This window comes from Gammaproteobacteria bacterium, from assembly GCA_011375345.1.
GTDB lineage: Bacteria > Pseudomonadota > Gammaproteobacteria > DRLM01 > DRLM01 > DRLM01.
On sequence record DRLM01000124.1, the window covers coordinates 1 to 15,168 of the forward strand.

Consider the following 15,168-nt stretch of genomic DNA (forward strand, 5'->3'; position numbering starts at 1 on the left):
CTGGAATTCATCCGCGAGACACAGCCGAGAGAGTGGGGCAAGCTGGAGGCCCTGCATGGGGAGGAAACCGGCGAGCGGATCCTGAGTGCCCTGTGCAAGTGGATGGACACCCATGGCGTGCTCACCACCCTGCGCCATGGTTTCAAGTGCTTCGGGCGGACCTTGCGGGTAGCCTTCTTCCGGCCGGCACACGGGCTCAACCCCGAGCTGGAAGAGCGCTATCAGGCCAACCGGGTGGCGATTACCCGTCAGCTTCGTTTCAGCCCGAAGTCGGAGCGGTCCCTCGACGTTGTGCTGAGCGTCAATGGCATCCCGCTGGTCACGCTGGAGCTGAAGAATCCGCTTTCGGGCCAGACCGTGAGCGATGCGATCCATCAGTACCGGCACGACCGTGATCCACGCGAAAAGATCTTCGAATTCAAGAAGCGCACCCTGGTCCACTTCGCGGTGGACACCGAAGAGGCCCACATGACCACCCGCCTGGCGGGGGAGGCGACCCACTTTCTCCCCTTCAACAAGGGTGATGACGGCGGGGCGGGGAATCCGCCAGACCCCGAGGGGCGAGATTACAAGACGGCCTATCTCTGGGAAGAGGTGCTTGCCCGTGACAGCTTCATGGAGCTGCTGGCCCGGTTTCTTCATCTCCAGGTGGAGGAGAAGATGACCGACGAGGGGAAGAAGATCAGGAAGGAGACCATGATCTTCCCCCGTTATCACCAGCTCGATGCGATACGACGGATGGTGAAGGCCGCCAGGGAAGAGGGCGTGGGCCACAATTACCTGGTGGAACATTCCGCCGGAAGCGGGAAGAGCAACACCATCGCCTGGCTGGCCCATCGGCTCTCCTCACTGCACAACGACAAGGATGAGCGGGTGTTCGACAGCGTGGTGGTCATCACTGACCGGGTGGTGCTGGACCGGCAGTTGCAGGAGACCATCTACCAGTTTGACCATCGCCAGGGTGTGGTGCAGAAGATCGATGAGGACTCCCGTCAGCTCGCCGAGGCCCTCGAGGCCGGGGTGCCCATCATCATCACGACCTTGCAGAAGTTCCCGTTTGTCTCAGGGCAACTGCTGAAGATGGCCGGGGAACGGGGCGAGGCGGCACGGGGACATCTGCCGACCCGCAAATATGCGGTCATCATCGACGAGGCCCACAGCTCCCAGTCCGGCGAGACGGCCACGGAACTCAAGGCTGTGCTGGGTGGCCTGCATCTGCTGAAAAAGGCACGGGAGGAGGCCAAGGAAGAGGGTGAGCCGGAACTGGAGCGCCTGTTCCGCTCCATGGCCAAGCGTGGCCGGCAGCCCAACATGAGTTTCTTCGCCTTTACCGCCACGCCCAAACACAAGACCCTGGCCATTTTCGGCCGCAACGGCGAACCCTTCCACCGCTACACCATGCGCCAGGCCATCGAGGAAGGTTTCATCATGGATGTGCTGGCCAACTATGTGACCTACAAGACCTATTACAAACTGGTCAAGCGGGCGGAAGACGATCCCGAGGTGGAGCGGAAGCAGGCGGCACGGGCGCTGGCGCGCTTTATGCGACTGCATCCGCACAATATCGCGCAGAAGACCGAGATCATGGTCGAGCACTTCCAGCAGCACACCCGCCACAAGATCGGCGGTCGTGCGAAGGCCATGGTGGTGACAGGCTCCCGGCTGGAGGCAGTGCGATACAAGCAGGCCTTCGACACCTGTATTCGTGAGAAGGGTTACCCGATCCGCACTCTGGTGGCCTTCTCCGGAACGGTCGAGGATGACAAGGTACCGGGTAAAAGCTACACCGAAGTAGAAATGAACGACGGGGTGAAAGAGAAGGAACTGCCGGAGACCTTTGCCAAGCCGGAATACCGGTTGCTCCTGGTGGCCGAGAAATACCAGACCGGGTTTGACCAGCCGCTTCTGCACACCATGTATGTGGACAAGCGTCTGTCAGGCATCCAGGCCGTTCAGACCCTCTCCCGCCTCAATAGGACCCACCCGCTCAAGGAAGACACCTTCGTCCTCGATTTTGTGAATGACCCCGGTGAAATCCAGGAGGCTTTCCGCCAATACTATGAAGGATCGGTGATAGGTGAGGAGGTGGATCCGGACCGGCTATATGAGATCAAGGCCGAGCTGGATGCCTCTGGTATTTACCTTCAGGATGAGGTGGATGAGTTTTCGAGAATCTTCTTCGCCCCGAAACGAAAGCAGAGCCCTTCCGATCACAAGGCCGTGAATGCGCTGCTTGACAAAGCGGTGGCCCGTTTTCAGCAGTTGCAGAAGGACGCGGAGGAGGAAGCCGAGGACTGGCGTGGCAAAACCCGGGCGTTTCGCAATCTGTACACCTTTCTCAGCCAGGTGATTCCCTACCAGGACAGCGATCTGGAAAAACTCTACACCTGGCTCAGGCATCTTGCATTGAAACTTCCCAGGCGCAAGAGCGGGCGCGGATACCAGTTCGATGAGGAGGTGGAACTGGAATATTACCGCCTGCAAAAGATCAGCGAAGGCTCGATCAGTCTGCATGAAGGTTATGCCAGACCGCTGGACGGTCCGCGTGAGGTGGGAACCGGAATGGTGCGCGAGGACAACGTGCCGTTGTCCCGCCTCATCGACATCATCAACGAGCGCTTTGGCGGCGAACTGACCGGGGCGGACCAGCTGTTCTTTGACCAGATTGCGGAGGCCGCGGCTTTGGATAAAGGGTTGCAACAGGCGGCGCAGGTGAATCCCCTGGATAAATTTCAGTTGCTGTTCAAGCAAACGCTGGAGTCTCTGTTTATCGAACGCATGGAGATGAATGAGGAACTCTTCACAGAGTACATGAGCAACGCGGAAATGCAGGCCCTGGTGGCGGCCTGGTTGGGACGGCAGGTGTACTCGCGTTTGTCAGGTGAAGATAGAAAGCAAGAATGAAGAGACGGGCTCAGGCTATAGCTATTAACCCGGCAATCAAACAGGTCGTGCTGACCTGTTTGATTGCCGCCCGCGAAATACGGGCGCCATTGTGCGAAATGGCTGGTATTTCGCGGGCTCGCATTGACTTGCGCCAATGGCGGCACATCCCTGTGCCGCGCTATTAACCCACGACAATCCTAATTGCCGGGTTAATAACAAGAGATAATCTCTGACTGTGGCGGGTATCCCTGTTTCAGAACAAGCGTTAAGTTATTGATTTTGCCAGCCCTGATCTTCCCGGGGTTGGGCCTCGCAAAGAGTCTTAAAAGGGCTCTGACCCCTTTTATTCTGACCCCTTTTGCCCTCTTTTGCCCTTGGGGGCGGTGGCGGAGCGGCCAAAGAGGGGGGAGGTTTGCGGCGGCAGGGCGTGAATGATATAAAATGCATCACAATTGATGCGTTGATAACTTATAGTGATATGTGAAATATGATCACCGCCGCCCAAATCCGTGCCGCCCGGGGCTTGCTGGGGATGGACCAGCGCGCCCTGGCCGGGGCCGCCGGCCTGTCTTTGCCCACTGTCCAGCGCATGGAGGCCAGTGACGGTGTGGTGCGGGGGAATGTGGATTCCCTGGTCAAGGTGGTGGAGGCGCTGGAGCGGGCCGGGGTGGAGCTGATCGCGGAGGGGGCGGTCAGTGCCGGGGGCGGCCGCGGGGTGCGGCTGAAGTCGCCGGGCGGGTCTGGCCAGTGAGCGCTTTTTCTCCATTGGGGCTGGCCGCGGTGGCGGTGGTTCTGGCGCTGTTGTCGGCGCTGGTGGCCTTGTTCGCATCGTTTTATCCCCGCTTGCTGCGTGTGTTCAGCGCGCCCTTGTTTGCCCTGGCGGGGCTGGCGGCCGTGATGGGCGGGGGCTGGGCGCTGCTGCACGGTGGCGTGGCGCGGGCGGAGGTGGCGCTGGGGCTGCCCTGGCTGCCCTGGCAGTGGCGGCTGGATGCCTTGTCCGGCTTTTTCCTTTGTGTCATTGGCGTGGTGGGCGCGGCCGTGGGGCTGTACGCACCGGGCTACCTGCGGGGTTTTGAGCATGGCCGCGAGTCCTTGCCGGTGCTGGGCGGTTTCAGCGGCCTGTTTCTGGTGGGCATGATGGGGGTGGTGCTGGCCGACGATGCCTTTTCGTTCATGATCGCCTGGGAGCTGATGTCCCTGTCCTCCTATTTTCTGGTGGCTTTTCATCATGATAACGCCGCCAACCGGCGCGCGGCTTTCTTGTATCTGCTCATGGCGCATCTCGCGGGTCTGGCCATTTTGCTGGGTTTCGGGGTGCTGGCCGGTTTCGGCCACGGTTTTGCCTTCGATGCCCTGCGCGGCGCGGAGCTGTCCTTCGGCTGGGCCAGCGTGGTCTTTGCGCTGGCCCTGGCCGGCTTCGGTATGAAGGCGGGCTTGGTGCCGCTGCACGCCTGGTTGCCTGAGGCCCATCCGGTGGCGCCGTCGCACATCTCGGCGCTGATGTCGGGAGTGATGTTGAAGGTGGCGGTGTACGGCTTTATCCGGGTGGTGTTCGATCTCATCGGCCAGTTCCACTGGCAGTGGGGCGTGGTGGTGCTCGTCGTTGGCAGCGTCTCGGCCCTGCTGGGGGTTTTGTATGCCCTGATGCAGCACGACCTCAAACGTCTGCTGGCCTATCACTCGGTGGAAAACATCGGGATCATCTTCATCGGCCTGGGGCTGGCCCTTTTGTTTCTGGCCGAGGGGCATGCGGTGGTGGGGACCGTGGCCTTTGTCGCCGCCCTCTATCACACCATCAACCACGCGCTGTTCAAGGGGCTGTTGTTCCTTGGCGCCGGTGCCATCCTGCACAGCGCCAATGAGCGTGATCTGGAAAAAATGGGCGGTCTGCTGCGGCGCATGCCCTGGACCGGGCTGTTTTTCCTCATCGGCTGCATCGCCATCGCGGCGTTGCCGCCCTTCAACGGTTTCGTTTCGGAATGGCTCACTTTTCAGGCGGCGCTGCAGGCCTGGCAACTGGACAGTGGCGTGCTGCGTTCCCTGGTGCCCGTCGCCGCGGCCATGCTGGCCCTGACCGGCGCCCTGGCGGCGGCCTGTTTCGTTAAAGTCTACGGCGTGGCCTTTCTGGGCCAGGCCCGCAGCCGGGCTGTGCGCCGCGCCCGGCCGGTGCCCCGCAGCATGCGGGCGGGCCAGGGGGTGCTGGCGCTGGGTTGTCTGGTGCTGGGGGTGTTGCCCACGGCCTTCGTGGAGGTGTTCGACGCCGTGCCCAAGCAAGTCCTGGGCCACGGCCTGCAACAGGCCACGGCCCACGGCTGGTTGTGGCTGACGCCGGTGTCACCGCAGACCGCCAGCTACGGTGCGCCCCTGGTGGCGCTGACCTTGTTCGTGGTGCTGGGGCTGGGGCTGTGGCTGCTCGGCCGCGGCATCCGCCGGGTGCGCCGCTGCGATGCCTGGGACTGCGGCTTCGCTCCGCCCACGCCCCGCATGCAATACACCGCCAGCGCGTTTGCCCAGCCCATCCGGCGGGTGTTCGGGCTGTTGTTTCAGGTGGACGAGGGGGTGGAGGTTCGGGAGGACGGCCGCTTGCGCCACCGTCTGCAGGTGGGCGACCGCTTTTGGGGGCTGCTTTATCTGCCCGTGGCGCGGGCCGTGGAACGGGCGGCGCGGCAGGTGGTGCGCCTGCAATCGGGCCATGTGCGCATTTATCTGGCTTGGACGCTGGGAACCCTGCTGGTGCTGCTGTGGCTGATGGCATGAACCCCGCCGCCTGGGTGCTGGCCCTGGGGCAGGGCTTGTTGTACCTCGTCCTGGCCCCCCTGCTGGCGGGCTGGGTGCGCCGGCTCAAGGCGTGTCTGCAAAACCGCCGGGGTGCGGTTCCCTGGCAGCCTTACCGGGATCTGTACAAGCTGTTCGCCAAGGAGGCGCGCATGTCCCACAGCGCCTCACTGCTGTTCCGGGCCGCGCCTTATGTTGTGTTCAGCGCCACTTGGCTGGCGGCCTCGGCCGTGCCCCTGCTCAGCACCGATCTGGCCACCGCCGCCGTGGCCGATGTGATCGTGATTGCCGGCTTGCTGGCTCTGGCGCGCTTTTTCCTCGCCCTGGCGGGCATGGATGTGGGCACTGCCTTTGGCGGTATGGGGGCCTCGCGGGAGATGTTTGTCTCCGCTCTGGCGGAGCCGGCCATGCTGGTGGCGGTGTTCACCCTGGCCATGAGTGCCCACAGCACCAATCTGGCGGCGGTGGTGGACTACCAGCTCGGCGGTGCCGATCTGCTCCGGCCCTCCTATCTGTTCGCCCTGGCGGGGCTGGTGCTGGTGGCCGTGGCCGAGACCGGTCGCATTCCCGTGGACAACCCCGCCACCCACCTGGAGCTGACCATGATCCACGAGGCCATGGTTCTGGAATACTCCGGCCGCCACCTGGCGCTGATGGAATGGGCGGCGCAGCTCAAGCTGCTGCTCTACGGGGTGCTGCTGGCCAATGTGTTCCTTCCCTGGGGGGTTGCGCAGGACCACAGCGCCGCGGCCCTGGGCCTGGCGCTGGCGGCCCTGCTGGGCAAACTGCTGTTGTTGGGTGCGGCCCTGGCCCTGAGTGAAACAGTGCTGGCCAAGATGCGCCTGTTCCGTGCCCCGGCTTTTCTCAACCTGGCCCTGCTGCTGGCCCTTTTGGGGCTGCTCAGCCACGTGATTCTGGAGGTGGGGGCGTGAGCCTGGAGCAGCTGCCTTTGTTGCAACAGCTTATGCTGGTGCTGGCGGCGCTGGTCTTGTTCACGTCTTTTGCGCTGCTGGAGCAGGCGCGGCTGGTGGCGGCCATTCACGCCTTTGCCTGGCAGGGGGTGTTGGTGGCGCTGGTGACCATTGTGGTGGCCAGCAGCAGCGGGAAGCTGCACCTGCTGTTTTCCGCGGCGCTGACCCTGGCCCTGAAGGCCCTGCTGATCCCCTGGATGCTGCGCCGCCTGGTGCGCCGTCTGGCGCTGGACCGTCACCGCGAGCCCCTCAGCCATCCGGCCCTGGCCATCATGGCGGCCCTGGCCCTGGTGATTTTCAGCTACTGGGCGGTGGCGCCGCTGGTGCACCAGGAGCTGCTGTTCACCCGCAACATCGTCGCCGTCAGCCTGGCGGTGGTGCTCATCGGCCTGTTGATGATGGTGATCCGGGCCCAGGCCGTGGCCCAGGTGCTGGGCTTTATGTCCATGGAAAACGGCCTGTTTCTGGCGGCGGTGTCAGCGACCGGGGGCATGCCTTTGGTGGTGGAGCTGGGAGTGGCCTTCGACGTGCTGGTGGCCATGATCCTGTTTGGGGTGTTCTTTTTCCAGATCCGCGACAGCATCGATTCTCTGGACGTGGACCGCATGAACCGCCTCAGCGAGCGGCTGGAGGACGAGCCGTGAGCGCCCTGGCGGTACTGTTGCTGACGCCCCTGCTGGGGGCCGCGGGCCTGCCGCTGGTCGGCCGCCTGGCCGTCGCGGGAGGGCTCAACGTGGTGGTGAGTGCCGTCACCCTGGCGGCGGCCGTTGGTCTTGCCGTCACCGTGGCCGGCGAGGGCGTGGCGGCCGGCGGCATATTGCGGGTGGACGCCTTCAACGTCTGTCTGCTGGTTCTGACCGCCTTTGTGGGCCTGACCACCGCCATTTTCTCCCGTCCCTACATGGGCCATGTGTACGCCAGCGGCCGGGTGGGCGCGCGCGGCATGCGCCTTTACCACGCCATGTTCCAGGCCTTCATGTTCACCATGCTGCTGGCCCTGTCCAGTGACAATCTGGGGGTGCTGTGGGTGGCGGTGGAAGGGGCCACCCTGGCCACCGTGCTGCTGGTGTCTCTGTACCGCACGCCGGAGGCCATCGAGGCGGCGTGGAAATATTTTGTCCTGTGTGGCGTGGGCATCGCCCTGGCCCTGTTCGGCACCGTGCTGCTCTATTTCGCCGCCCAACACCTAGTTGCTGATCCGGCGGCGGGCCTGAGCTGGAGCACGCTGTACGACGTTGCGCCGCAGTTGCAGCCGTCCATCATGGCCCTGGCATTTGTCTTTCTGCTGGTGGGTTACGGCACCAAAGTGGGCCTGGTGCCCATGCACCAGTGGCTGCCCGACGCCCACTCGGAAGGCCCCACCCCCATGTCGGCGGTGCTCTCCGGCTTGTTGCTCAATGTGGCCCTGTACGCGGTGGTGCGCCTGAAAATGCTGGTGGACGGCGCCCTTGCCGCTACCGCAACGCCCCGGTTGGCGGGCCATTTGCTGATGGGCTTCGGCCTGGTGTCGTTTCTGGTGGCGGGCCTGTTTTTGCACCGTCAGCGCGACATCAAGCGCCTGTTCAGCTATTCCTCCATCGAGCACATGGGGCTGATGACCTTCGCTTTCGGCCTGGGCGGGCCGCTGGCCACCTTCGGCGCCCTGCTGCACATGCTGGTGCATTCCCTCACCAAGTCGGCCATTTTCGTCACCGTGGGTCACGCGGCCCACATCGCCGGCAGCCAGTCCATCGACCACATCCGCGGCCTGATCCGCACCCAGCCGGCAGTGGGCTGGGGGCTGTTGCTGGCCGTGGCGGCCATCGCCGGCTTCCCGCCCTTTGGCGTGTTCGCCAGCGAGTTTTTGCTGCTCAGCGCCACCATGCAGAGCCAGCCCTGGTTCACCGTCGTGCTGCTCACGGGGCTGGGTGTGGCCTTTGCCGGGTTGTTCCGCCATGTGCAGCCCATGGTCTACGGCCCTGTGCCCGAAGGCCAGGGGCCGGTGGCCGCCAACATGCTGCCGGTGATGGTGCACCTGGGTCTGGTGCTGTGGCTGGGGCTGGCCATCCCCAGCTTTCTGGCCGCCTGGCTGGACCGTGCCACCCACTTGATCGCGGGGGCGCATCTGCTATGACAGGCGGCGACTGGCTGGCGGCCTGTCTCGACCGCCTGCGGGAGGCGGGGATCACCCCGGCCGCGGCGGAGCCGGCGGGCTACTTGGCGCCGGCCCGCTGCCTGGTGCTGAACGCCGCCGACTGGGGCGGCGCCGCCCGGGTGGCGGCGGCTGCGGGTTGGCGCCATGCCGGGCTGTGGGGCGACCCGGTGGGCGGGGAGATTGCGGTGCACGCCTGCCTGGCCCGCCGGGGCGAGTACCTGGTGCTGCGCACCCGGGTGCCTCTGGGCGAGCCGCAGCTGGCCTCCCACAGCCCCTGGTTTCCCGGGGTGGACCGCCTGGAGCGCCACGCGCACGACTTGCTCGGCCTGGTCTTTGCCGGCCATCCCGATCCGCGCCGCTGGACCCGTCATCAGGCCTGGGGGGAGAACGACTTTCCCCTGCGCCCGGATTTTCCCGCGGCCGGCCGGGCGCCCAAGCGGGCGCCCGCCGACAGCGATTATCCCTTCACCCCGGTGGCGGGCAGCGCGGTGTACGAAATTCCCGTGGGCCCGGTGCACGCCGGCATTATCGAGCCGGGCCATTTCCGTTTTCAGGCCGTGGGTGAGGAGGTGCTGTGCCTGGAAGAGCGCCTGGGCTATGTGCACAAGGGCATAGAGAAAATCGCCGTGGGCCGCGATGCCACCGGCCTGGCCCGGCTGGCGGGGCGGGTCTCCGGCGACAGCACCGTGGCCCATGCCTGGGCTGCCTGCATGGCCCTGGAACGGGCCGCCGGCGTGGTGCCGCCGCCGCGGGCCCAGGTTATCCGCGCCATCCTGGCCGAGCGGGAGCGCATCGCCAATCATCTGGGCGACATCGGCGCCATTTGCAACGACGTGGGTTTCGTCTTCGCCCACATGCAATGCGCCCGGCTGCGTGAAGCCTGGCAGCGTGGCAGCCAGGCTGTATTCGGCCACCGCCTGCTCATGGACCGCGTCGTGCCCGGCGGCGTATTTCGTGATCTGACCCACCAGTGCCGCCAGCTCCTGCTGGCCCAGTGCGAGGACCTGTCGGGGGAACTGGATGCGCTGCTGCCCCTGCTGGAGGACTATCCCGCCCTGGAAGACCGCCTGGTGGAGACCGGCACATTGTCTGCCGCCACGGCCCGGCGGCTGGGTTGCCTGGGCTATGTGGCCAAGGCCAGCGGCCAGGATCTGGACGCGCGCCGCGACCACGGCTACGCCCCCTACAACCGGTTGCGGGTGCCTTCCCCCTGCCTGCAGGAAGGCGATGTGGCGGCCCGCCTGCACATCCGCGCGGTGGAAATCCGTCACAGCCTGGAGCTGCTGCGGCAACTGCTCGTTGCGCCGCCCGGGGGGGAGGTGGCCTGCCCCTGGCCGGAGAGCGCCGGAGCCGGCGCGGGGTTGGGCATGGTGGAGGGCTGGCGCGGTGAGATCATCACTTATGTGCGCCTGGACGAGGGGGGGCGGGTGGCGCGTTTCTTTCCCCGCGACCCCAGCTGGTTCAACTGGCCGGCGCTGGAAGCGCTGTTCCCTGGCAACATCGTGCCCGACTTTCCGGTGTGCAATAAATCGGTGAACGGCTCGTATTCGGGACAGGACCTCTAAGGAACGGCCATGCTCAACATCCTCAAACACATCCGCCGCAGCGGCACGGTGACGGAAGCACCGCCGCGGGACAGCGAACTCGCCGCTCCAGGGGCTGAAATCAAGCGCCACATTGACCGGCGCTTTCAGGGCAGCCTGGCCATCCGCCAGGTGGACGCCGGTTCCTGCAACGCCTGTGAGCTGGAGATCCACGCCCTGAACAACCCCTACCACGACATCGAGCGCTTCGGCGTGCATTTCGTCGCTTCGCCCCGCCACGCCGACGCCCTGCTGGTGACCGGGCCGGTGTCGCGCCACATGGAAACGGCCCTGCGCCGCACCTGGATGGCCACCCCGGCGCCCAAGTTTGTCATTGCCGCCGGGGACTGCGCCTGCCACGGTGGCGAGTTCGGCGCCTGCTATGCCTGCCTGGGCGCGGTGGAGCAGGTCATTCCGGTGGACGTCAAAATCCCCGGCTGCCCTCCCAGCCCGCGCCAGTTGCTGCTCGGCATATTGGCCGCCCTCAGGGCGGGGTGAGCCCGGCCATGGCAGCCGTTGATACCGCCGCCGACGAGCGCTGGATGCGCCGCGCCCTCGAACTGGCCCGCCGTGCCCGGGATGAGGGGGAAGTGCCCGTGGGCGCCGTGGTGGTGCAAGACGGCGCTGTGCTGGCGGAAGGCTGGAACCGCCCCATCGCCACGCACGACCCCACCGCCCACGCCGAAGTGCTGGCCCTCAGGGCCGCGGCCGCGGCCCTGGGCAATTACCGCCTGCCCGGCGTCACCCTCTACGTTACCCTGGAGCCCTGCCCCATGTGCGCCGGCGCCCTGGTGCACGCGCGGGTGGAGCGGGTGGTGTTCGGCGCCCGGGACCCCAAAAGCGGGGCGGCAGGGGGCGTGTTTGATCTGCTGCAGGACGGGCGCCTGAACCACCGCCCGATGGTGCAAGGGGGCGTGCTGGCCGCCGCGTGCGGTGCCCTGCTCAAGGGCTTTTTCGCCGCCAGGCGGGGTGGGCGGAGGCTGTAGTCCGAAAGTCACCATGCGGAAATCTGACTGGCGTGAAACTGCATTCGTCTGGGTCTTCGTCATGACGCTTCGTTTTTTTTACTGCGCGCCGGTGCTTGTCGTTCCCCCCACAAACACTTATCCTATAGGCCACTTCCACCGGAGTACTGTGGAAGGCGCGCCCCCGGCGTTGCCTGCGCCATGTAGTGTGTGGGGTGTTAAACGCGCCGATCGGGCCCAGCAGGGATCGCTGGGCCTTGGTCGTTTAGGGCCGGTGCGGCAGGTGTTTCCGCCGCACCCCCTTTTCCATTCGCAATCGAAATTCCCGGAGAGGTACCGAAGCGGTCATACCGGCACCGACTCGAAATCGGTTGGGGGCTTTGCCGCCCCACGCGGGTTCGAATCCCGCCCTCTCCGCCACACTCACCTTGACGCGCTCTCCGGATCAGCGGCGTGAACCGGCTCCCGGAAAAACGCAGTGGCACCTATGTGCTGGTGATGCGCGGCGACGACCGCGCCGAACTCACCATCGGCCGCCTGGGCCGGATGACCTTGCTCCCGGGGTATTACCTCTACGTGGGCAGCGCCTTCGGGCCCGGCGGGGTGCAGGCCCGGGTGCGGCGCCATGCCCGGGTCAACAAGCCTCGGCGTTGGCATATTGATTATCTCCGCGCCGCAGCGGAGCTGTTGGAAGTGTGGTATGCCTGCGGGGAAACCCGGCGGGAGCGGGAGTGGGTGCGCCGGCTCAGCCGCTGGCCGGGGATCGCCGTGCCTCTGCGGGGCTTCGGCGCCAGCGATGATCCCGGTCACAGTCACTTGTTTTATCTGGAAAATCAGCCGTCGTTCGACGCAATTGGCCAAGCCTTGCCGGACGCCGGTGAGCCGCTGCTCCGCTGGCTCAATCCGCCGCCGGATGCACCAGGCCGGTCTGCACCCGCTTGAACCCGGTCCGCTCGCGCTCCGCCGGCCGCAGCCCCCTTGTTATCCGCAAAACCGCTCAATGGCCGCCGCCCGTCCCGCAGCGGGCCGGGGTGTTGTTTTGACGGGCGCCAGCACCCACCGAACGATATCGTTCAGCACGCGTTCGGCCTGCAAATCGCGGGTCAGCATGTGGTAGCCCCGGGGATAGAGCACGGCCTGCCAGTAGCCGTTGCCCGATGAGGTGAGATCGGTGAGCAGGCGGCAGGCGGGTTTTTTGGGGATGATCTCATCCCGTTCGCCATACAGAATGAGGGTGGGCAGGTGCAGCTTGGGCGCGGCGGCCAGGGCCCGGTCCATGAGGTTGGTAAGGCCCCACAGCACGTCGGCGCGGGTGGCTTTGATGACCAGGGGGTCCCGGCCCTGGGCACGCAGCATGTCGATGTTGTCGGAGGCAGTCACCTTCAAGCCCTTGCCGGTGAAGGTGCGGTGGGGGAAGGTGTGGGCCACCAGCCACAACAGATAACGCTGATAAAACGGCATGGTCTCGCGGGCCCAGACCGCCGGAGCTGTCAGGATCATGCCGTCCGCCGGCACGGTGGCCTGGCCATCCCCCTGGGCCGCCAGCAGCACCGCGGCGCCCATGCTCTCCCCCAAGAGATAAAGGGGCAGCCCGGGGTGGCGCCGGCGCAGCAGGCGGCTCAAGGTGCGCATATCGTCCACCAGCTTGTCCGTGCCGTGCCACAGGCCCCGGCCTTCGGTTGCGCCGAAGCCCCGCTGGTCGTAGGCGTACACCACGATACCCCGCCCGGCCAGGTAGGGTCCCACGGTGGCGTAGGCGTGGCGGTAATCATTGAGGCCGTGCAGGGCCAGCACCACCGCCCGGGGCGGGCCGGCCGGCCGCCACACGCTGTAGGGCAGGCGGTAGCCGTCCGCCATCACGGCATGGTGCGGTTCCAGATGAGGCGTGCCGGGCTGCCCCCCTGCCGGCGCCACCTGCGGCGTGGCGCAGCCGGCCAGGACGGTGGCCAGCAAGCCAGCGCCAAGCAAACCGGCAAAGCTTCTCATTTCCCCCTTGAAAAAGGAGAAAGCAGGGGGGATTGCGTCCAGCCGGGGCATGAGGGAAAAGTGCACTAAGATTCTTAAGTGTTGTGCTGGCTATTGTAGAACGTAATCCTCGTCCGGGCTGGCGTCACGCCGGCTGGGGGCGCCGGGAATGAACCCCCGTCTGTCCGTCTGGTTCATGCTGGCGGCCCTTACGGTGATGTGGGGCAGCGCCTTCATGTTTACCAAAATCGCTGTCGCGGCCCTCCCGCCGCAGCAAGTCGTGGCAGGCCGCCTGCTGGTGGCGGCCGCGGTGCTGGTGCTGTGGGTGACGCTCACCGGCCGCCGCTGGCCGCGGTCGAAAGCCGTGTGGGGGGCCTTGCTTTTGATCGCCGCCATCGGCACGGTCGTGCCCTTTTATCTCATCAGTTGGGGACAACAGCACATTGACAGTGCCGTGGCGGGCATGCTGATGGCGGTGATGCCCCTGGTGGTGATGGTGCTGGCCCATTTTTTCGTGCCCGGTGAACCGCTGCACCGCTACCGGCTGGCGGGGTTTGTGCTGGGCTTTGCCGGCATCGTGGTGCTCACCGGCCCGCCTGCGTTCAGCAGTGACGGCGACGGCTGGGCCTTTGTCGCCATGCTGGCCGTGCTGGCGGGGGCGGTGTGCTACGGTGTGTCCACCATTTTGTCCCGCTTGCGGCCGCGCTGCGCGGCCTTGGAATCCGCCGCCATCAGCGTCGGCCTGGCCGCGCTGTTCATGGCGCCGGTGGGCGGGGTGGGTTTCGTCGCCGGCATGGCGGCCCATCCTCCAGGGGCCCTGGCGGCCGTGGTGGTGCTGGGGGTGTTTGGCACGGCCCTGCCGCAAGTGATCTATTTTCGTCTGATTGCGGCGGCGGGGCCGAATTTTGTCTCCTACCTCAACTACCTCATCCCCCCCTGGGCGGTGCTCATGGGGGTGGTGTTTCTGGGCGAGGCGCTGGCGTGGCGCGACGGGGCGGCCCTGGCCTTGATCTTGGCGGGCGTGGGGCTGTCCCGGCGTCCGCCCTTTCCCGACCGGGGTCCGCCGGCGTAAAGTAGAGGCCCGGATCGCCATTCTCAAATTTCGCCGCCGCGTCTCGCAGGAGGACACCATGGATACCCCTAGCCCGTTGAGCCCGCGTTCCCGCCGGATTCTGGAGCAGTATTTCGCCCAACCCTGCGTCCCCGGAGACGGCAAGGCGCTGGGTTTTTATCAGATCGAGGGTTATCTGTTTTCCGTGGCCTCCGCTCCTGCGCTGGTGCCCCCCTCGCAGTGGCTGGCTCCCCTGTTTGGTGACCAGGGGCCGGAATTTGACAGCGAGGCCCAGGCGGAGGAGGTGGTGGGCGCCTTGTTGGCGCTGTACAACAGCCTGATCGGGCAGGTGCTGGCGGAGGAGGTCAGCCTGCCCGAGGCCTGCCGCCTTGGCGATGACGTGCTGGCGGGATTTGCGCCGGACCATCCCCGCTGCCAGTGGTGCCAGGGCTTTGAACTGGGCCATCATCTTTGCGCGCAGGCCTGGGAGGAGCGGTTGCCCGAAGAGCTGCGGGAGGATGTGGGTGAGGAAATTGATTTGGGCCTGTTGATCGGTGCCTTTTTCGCCTCACGGGAGCGGGCCGAAGCCCTCTACCAGGCCGGGGGTGAGGAACATGCGGCGGGTTTCGCCGGCCTGGCCGCCGGCATGGACCGCCTGGCCCCCAGGACCTTGGCCCGATATGCCGCCTTGGGCCGGGCCCTGCATCAGGCCGGATGCGAAGCCCGGGAGGAGGAGGCCCGGCCCGCGCGCAGCGAAAAAATCGGCCGCAACGAGCGGTGTGTTTGCGGCAGCGGCAAGAAATACAAAAAATGCTGCGGCGCACCCGCGGCGCAGTGA

13 protein-coding genes and 1 tRNA gene are annotated in these 15,168 nt (G+C 65.8%); 13 read left to right on the forward strand and 1 reads right to left on the reverse strand.

Features of this window, described 5'->3' with window-relative positions; genetic code table 11:
• From ENJ19_09410 to ENJ19_09460, 11 genes are all read left to right on the forward strand, one after another.
• The coding region (locus ENJ19_09410; protein HHM05941.1) for a type I restriction endonuclease subunit R at positions 1 to 2,904 on the forward strand (2,904 nt) is incomplete at its 5' end.
• A gap of 469 nt (positions 2,905 to 3,373) precedes the next feature.
• Positions 3,374 to 3,637 (forward strand): XRE family transcriptional regulator, encoded by a 264-nt coding sequence (locus tag ENJ19_09415; GenBank protein HHM05942.1) that lies wholly within the window; start codon positions 3,374 to 3,376, stop codon positions 3,635 to 3,637.
• Positions 3,634 to 5,643, forward strand: coding sequence for a hydrogenase 4 subunit B (hyfB, locus tag ENJ19_09420; GenBank protein HHM05943.1), 2,010 nt, complete (start codon positions 3,634 to 3,636; stop codon positions 5,641 to 5,643). Before ENJ19_09415 ends, hyfB begins: the two co-directional genes overlap by 4 nt.
• A complete protein-coding gene (locus tag ENJ19_09425; protein HHM05944.1) occupies positions 5,640 to 6,593 on the forward strand; it encodes a formate hydrogenlyase in 954 nt (317 codons plus the stop codon). The genes hyfB and ENJ19_09425 overlap by 4 nt, the downstream gene beginning before the upstream one ends.
• A complete protein-coding gene (locus ENJ19_09430) occupies positions 6,590 to 7,276 on the forward strand; it encodes a formate hydrogenlyase (protein ID HHM05945.1) in 687 nt (228 codons plus the stop codon). Before ENJ19_09425 ends, ENJ19_09430 begins: the two co-directional genes overlap by 4 nt.
• Positions 7,273 to 8,745, forward strand: a complete 1,473-nt coding sequence (locus ENJ19_09435) for a hydrogenase 4 subunit F (GenBank protein ID HHM05946.1) — start codon at positions 7,273 to 7,275, stop codon at positions 8,743 to 8,745. The genes ENJ19_09430 and ENJ19_09435 overlap by 4 nt, the downstream gene beginning before the upstream one ends.
• Positions 8,742 to 10,331, forward strand: a complete 1,590-nt coding sequence (locus ENJ19_09440; GenBank protein HHM05947.1) for a Ni,Fe-hydrogenase III large subunit — start codon at positions 8,742 to 8,744, stop codon at positions 10,329 to 10,331. The genes ENJ19_09435 and ENJ19_09440 overlap by 4 nt, the downstream gene beginning before the upstream one ends.
• A gap of 9 nt (positions 10,332 to 10,340) precedes the next feature.
• Positions 10,341 to 10,847, forward strand: coding sequence for an NADH-quinone oxidoreductase subunit NuoB (gene nuoB / locus ENJ19_09445; GenBank protein ID HHM05948.1), 507 nt, complete (start codon positions 10,341 to 10,343; stop codon positions 10,845 to 10,847).
• 8 nt (positions 10,848 to 10,855) lie between these two features.
• Complete coding sequence (gene tadA / locus ENJ19_09450) at positions 10,856 to 11,335, forward strand: tRNA adenosine(34) deaminase TadA (protein ID HHM05949.1); 480 nt, start codon at positions 10,856 to 10,858, stop codon at positions 11,333 to 11,335.
• A 306-nt stretch (positions 11,336 to 11,641) separates the two neighbouring features.
• Positions 11,642 to 11,734 (forward strand) — tRNA-Ser (locus ENJ19_09455).
• A gap of 78 nt (positions 11,735 to 11,812) precedes the next feature.
• Complete coding sequence (locus ENJ19_09460; protein HHM05950.1) at positions 11,813 to 12,256, forward strand: GIY-YIG nuclease family protein; 444 nt, start codon at positions 11,813 to 11,815, stop codon at positions 12,254 to 12,256.
• A 39-nt stretch (positions 12,257 to 12,295) separates the two neighbouring features.
• Here ENJ19_09460 and ENJ19_09465 read toward each other — a convergent pair whose 3' ends face one another.
• Positions 12,296 to 13,300 (reverse strand): alpha/beta hydrolase, encoded by a 1,005-nt coding sequence (locus ENJ19_09465; GenBank protein HHM05951.1) that lies wholly within the window; start codon positions 13,298 to 13,300, stop codon positions 12,296 to 12,298.
• Between the two features lie 148 nt (positions 13,301 to 13,448).
• Between ENJ19_09465 and ENJ19_09470 the strand changes: the two genes are divergently transcribed.
• Both ENJ19_09470 and ENJ19_09475 read left to right on the forward strand, forming a co-directional pair.
• Positions 13,449 to 14,351: a DMT family transporter gene (locus ENJ19_09470; protein HHM05952.1), complete on the forward strand. Its 903-nt coding sequence runs from the start codon at positions 13,449 to 13,451 to the stop codon at positions 14,349 to 14,351.
• A gap of 58 nt (positions 14,352 to 14,409) precedes the next feature.
• Positions 14,410 to 15,168: a YecA family protein gene (locus ENJ19_09475; GenBank protein ID HHM05953.1), complete on the forward strand. Its 759-nt coding sequence runs from the start codon at positions 14,410 to 14,412 to the stop codon at positions 15,166 to 15,168.

Bases quoted from the DNA above. Each gene is read 5' to 3' on its own strand.
- ENJ19_09415 (HHM05942.1), top strand. From the start codon at position 3,374: ATGATCACCGCCGCCCAAATCCGTGCCGCCCGGGGCTTGCTGGGGATG.
- ENJ19_09425 (HHM05944.1), top strand. From the start codon at position 5,640: ATGAACCCCGCCGCCTGGGTGCTGGCCCTGGGGCAGGGCTTGTTGTAC.
- ENJ19_09440 (HHM05947.1), top strand. From the start codon at position 8,742: ATGACAGGCGGCGACTGGCTGGCGGCCTGTCTCGACCGCCTGCGGGAG.
- nuoB (HHM05948.1), top strand. From the start codon at position 10,341: ATGCTCAACATCCTCAAACACATCCGCCGCAGCGGCACGGTGACGGAA.
- tadA (HHM05949.1), top strand. From the start codon at position 10,856: ATGGCAGCCGTTGATACCGCCGCCGACGAGCGCTGGATGCGCCGCGCC.
- ENJ19_09460 (HHM05950.1), top strand. From the start codon at position 11,813: ATGCGCGGCGACGACCGCGCCGAACTCACCATCGGCCGCCTGGGCCGG.
- ENJ19_09465 (HHM05951.1), bottom strand. From the start codon at position 13,300: ATGAGAAGCTTTGCCGGTTTGCTTGGCGCTGGCTTGCTGGCCACCGTC.
- ENJ19_09470 (HHM05952.1), top strand. From the start codon at position 13,449: ATGAACCCCCGTCTGTCCGTCTGGTTCATGCTGGCGGCCCTTACGGTG.
- ENJ19_09475 (HHM05953.1), top strand. From the start codon at position 14,410: ATGGATACCCCTAGCCCGTTGAGCCCGCGTTCCCGCCGGATTCTGGAG.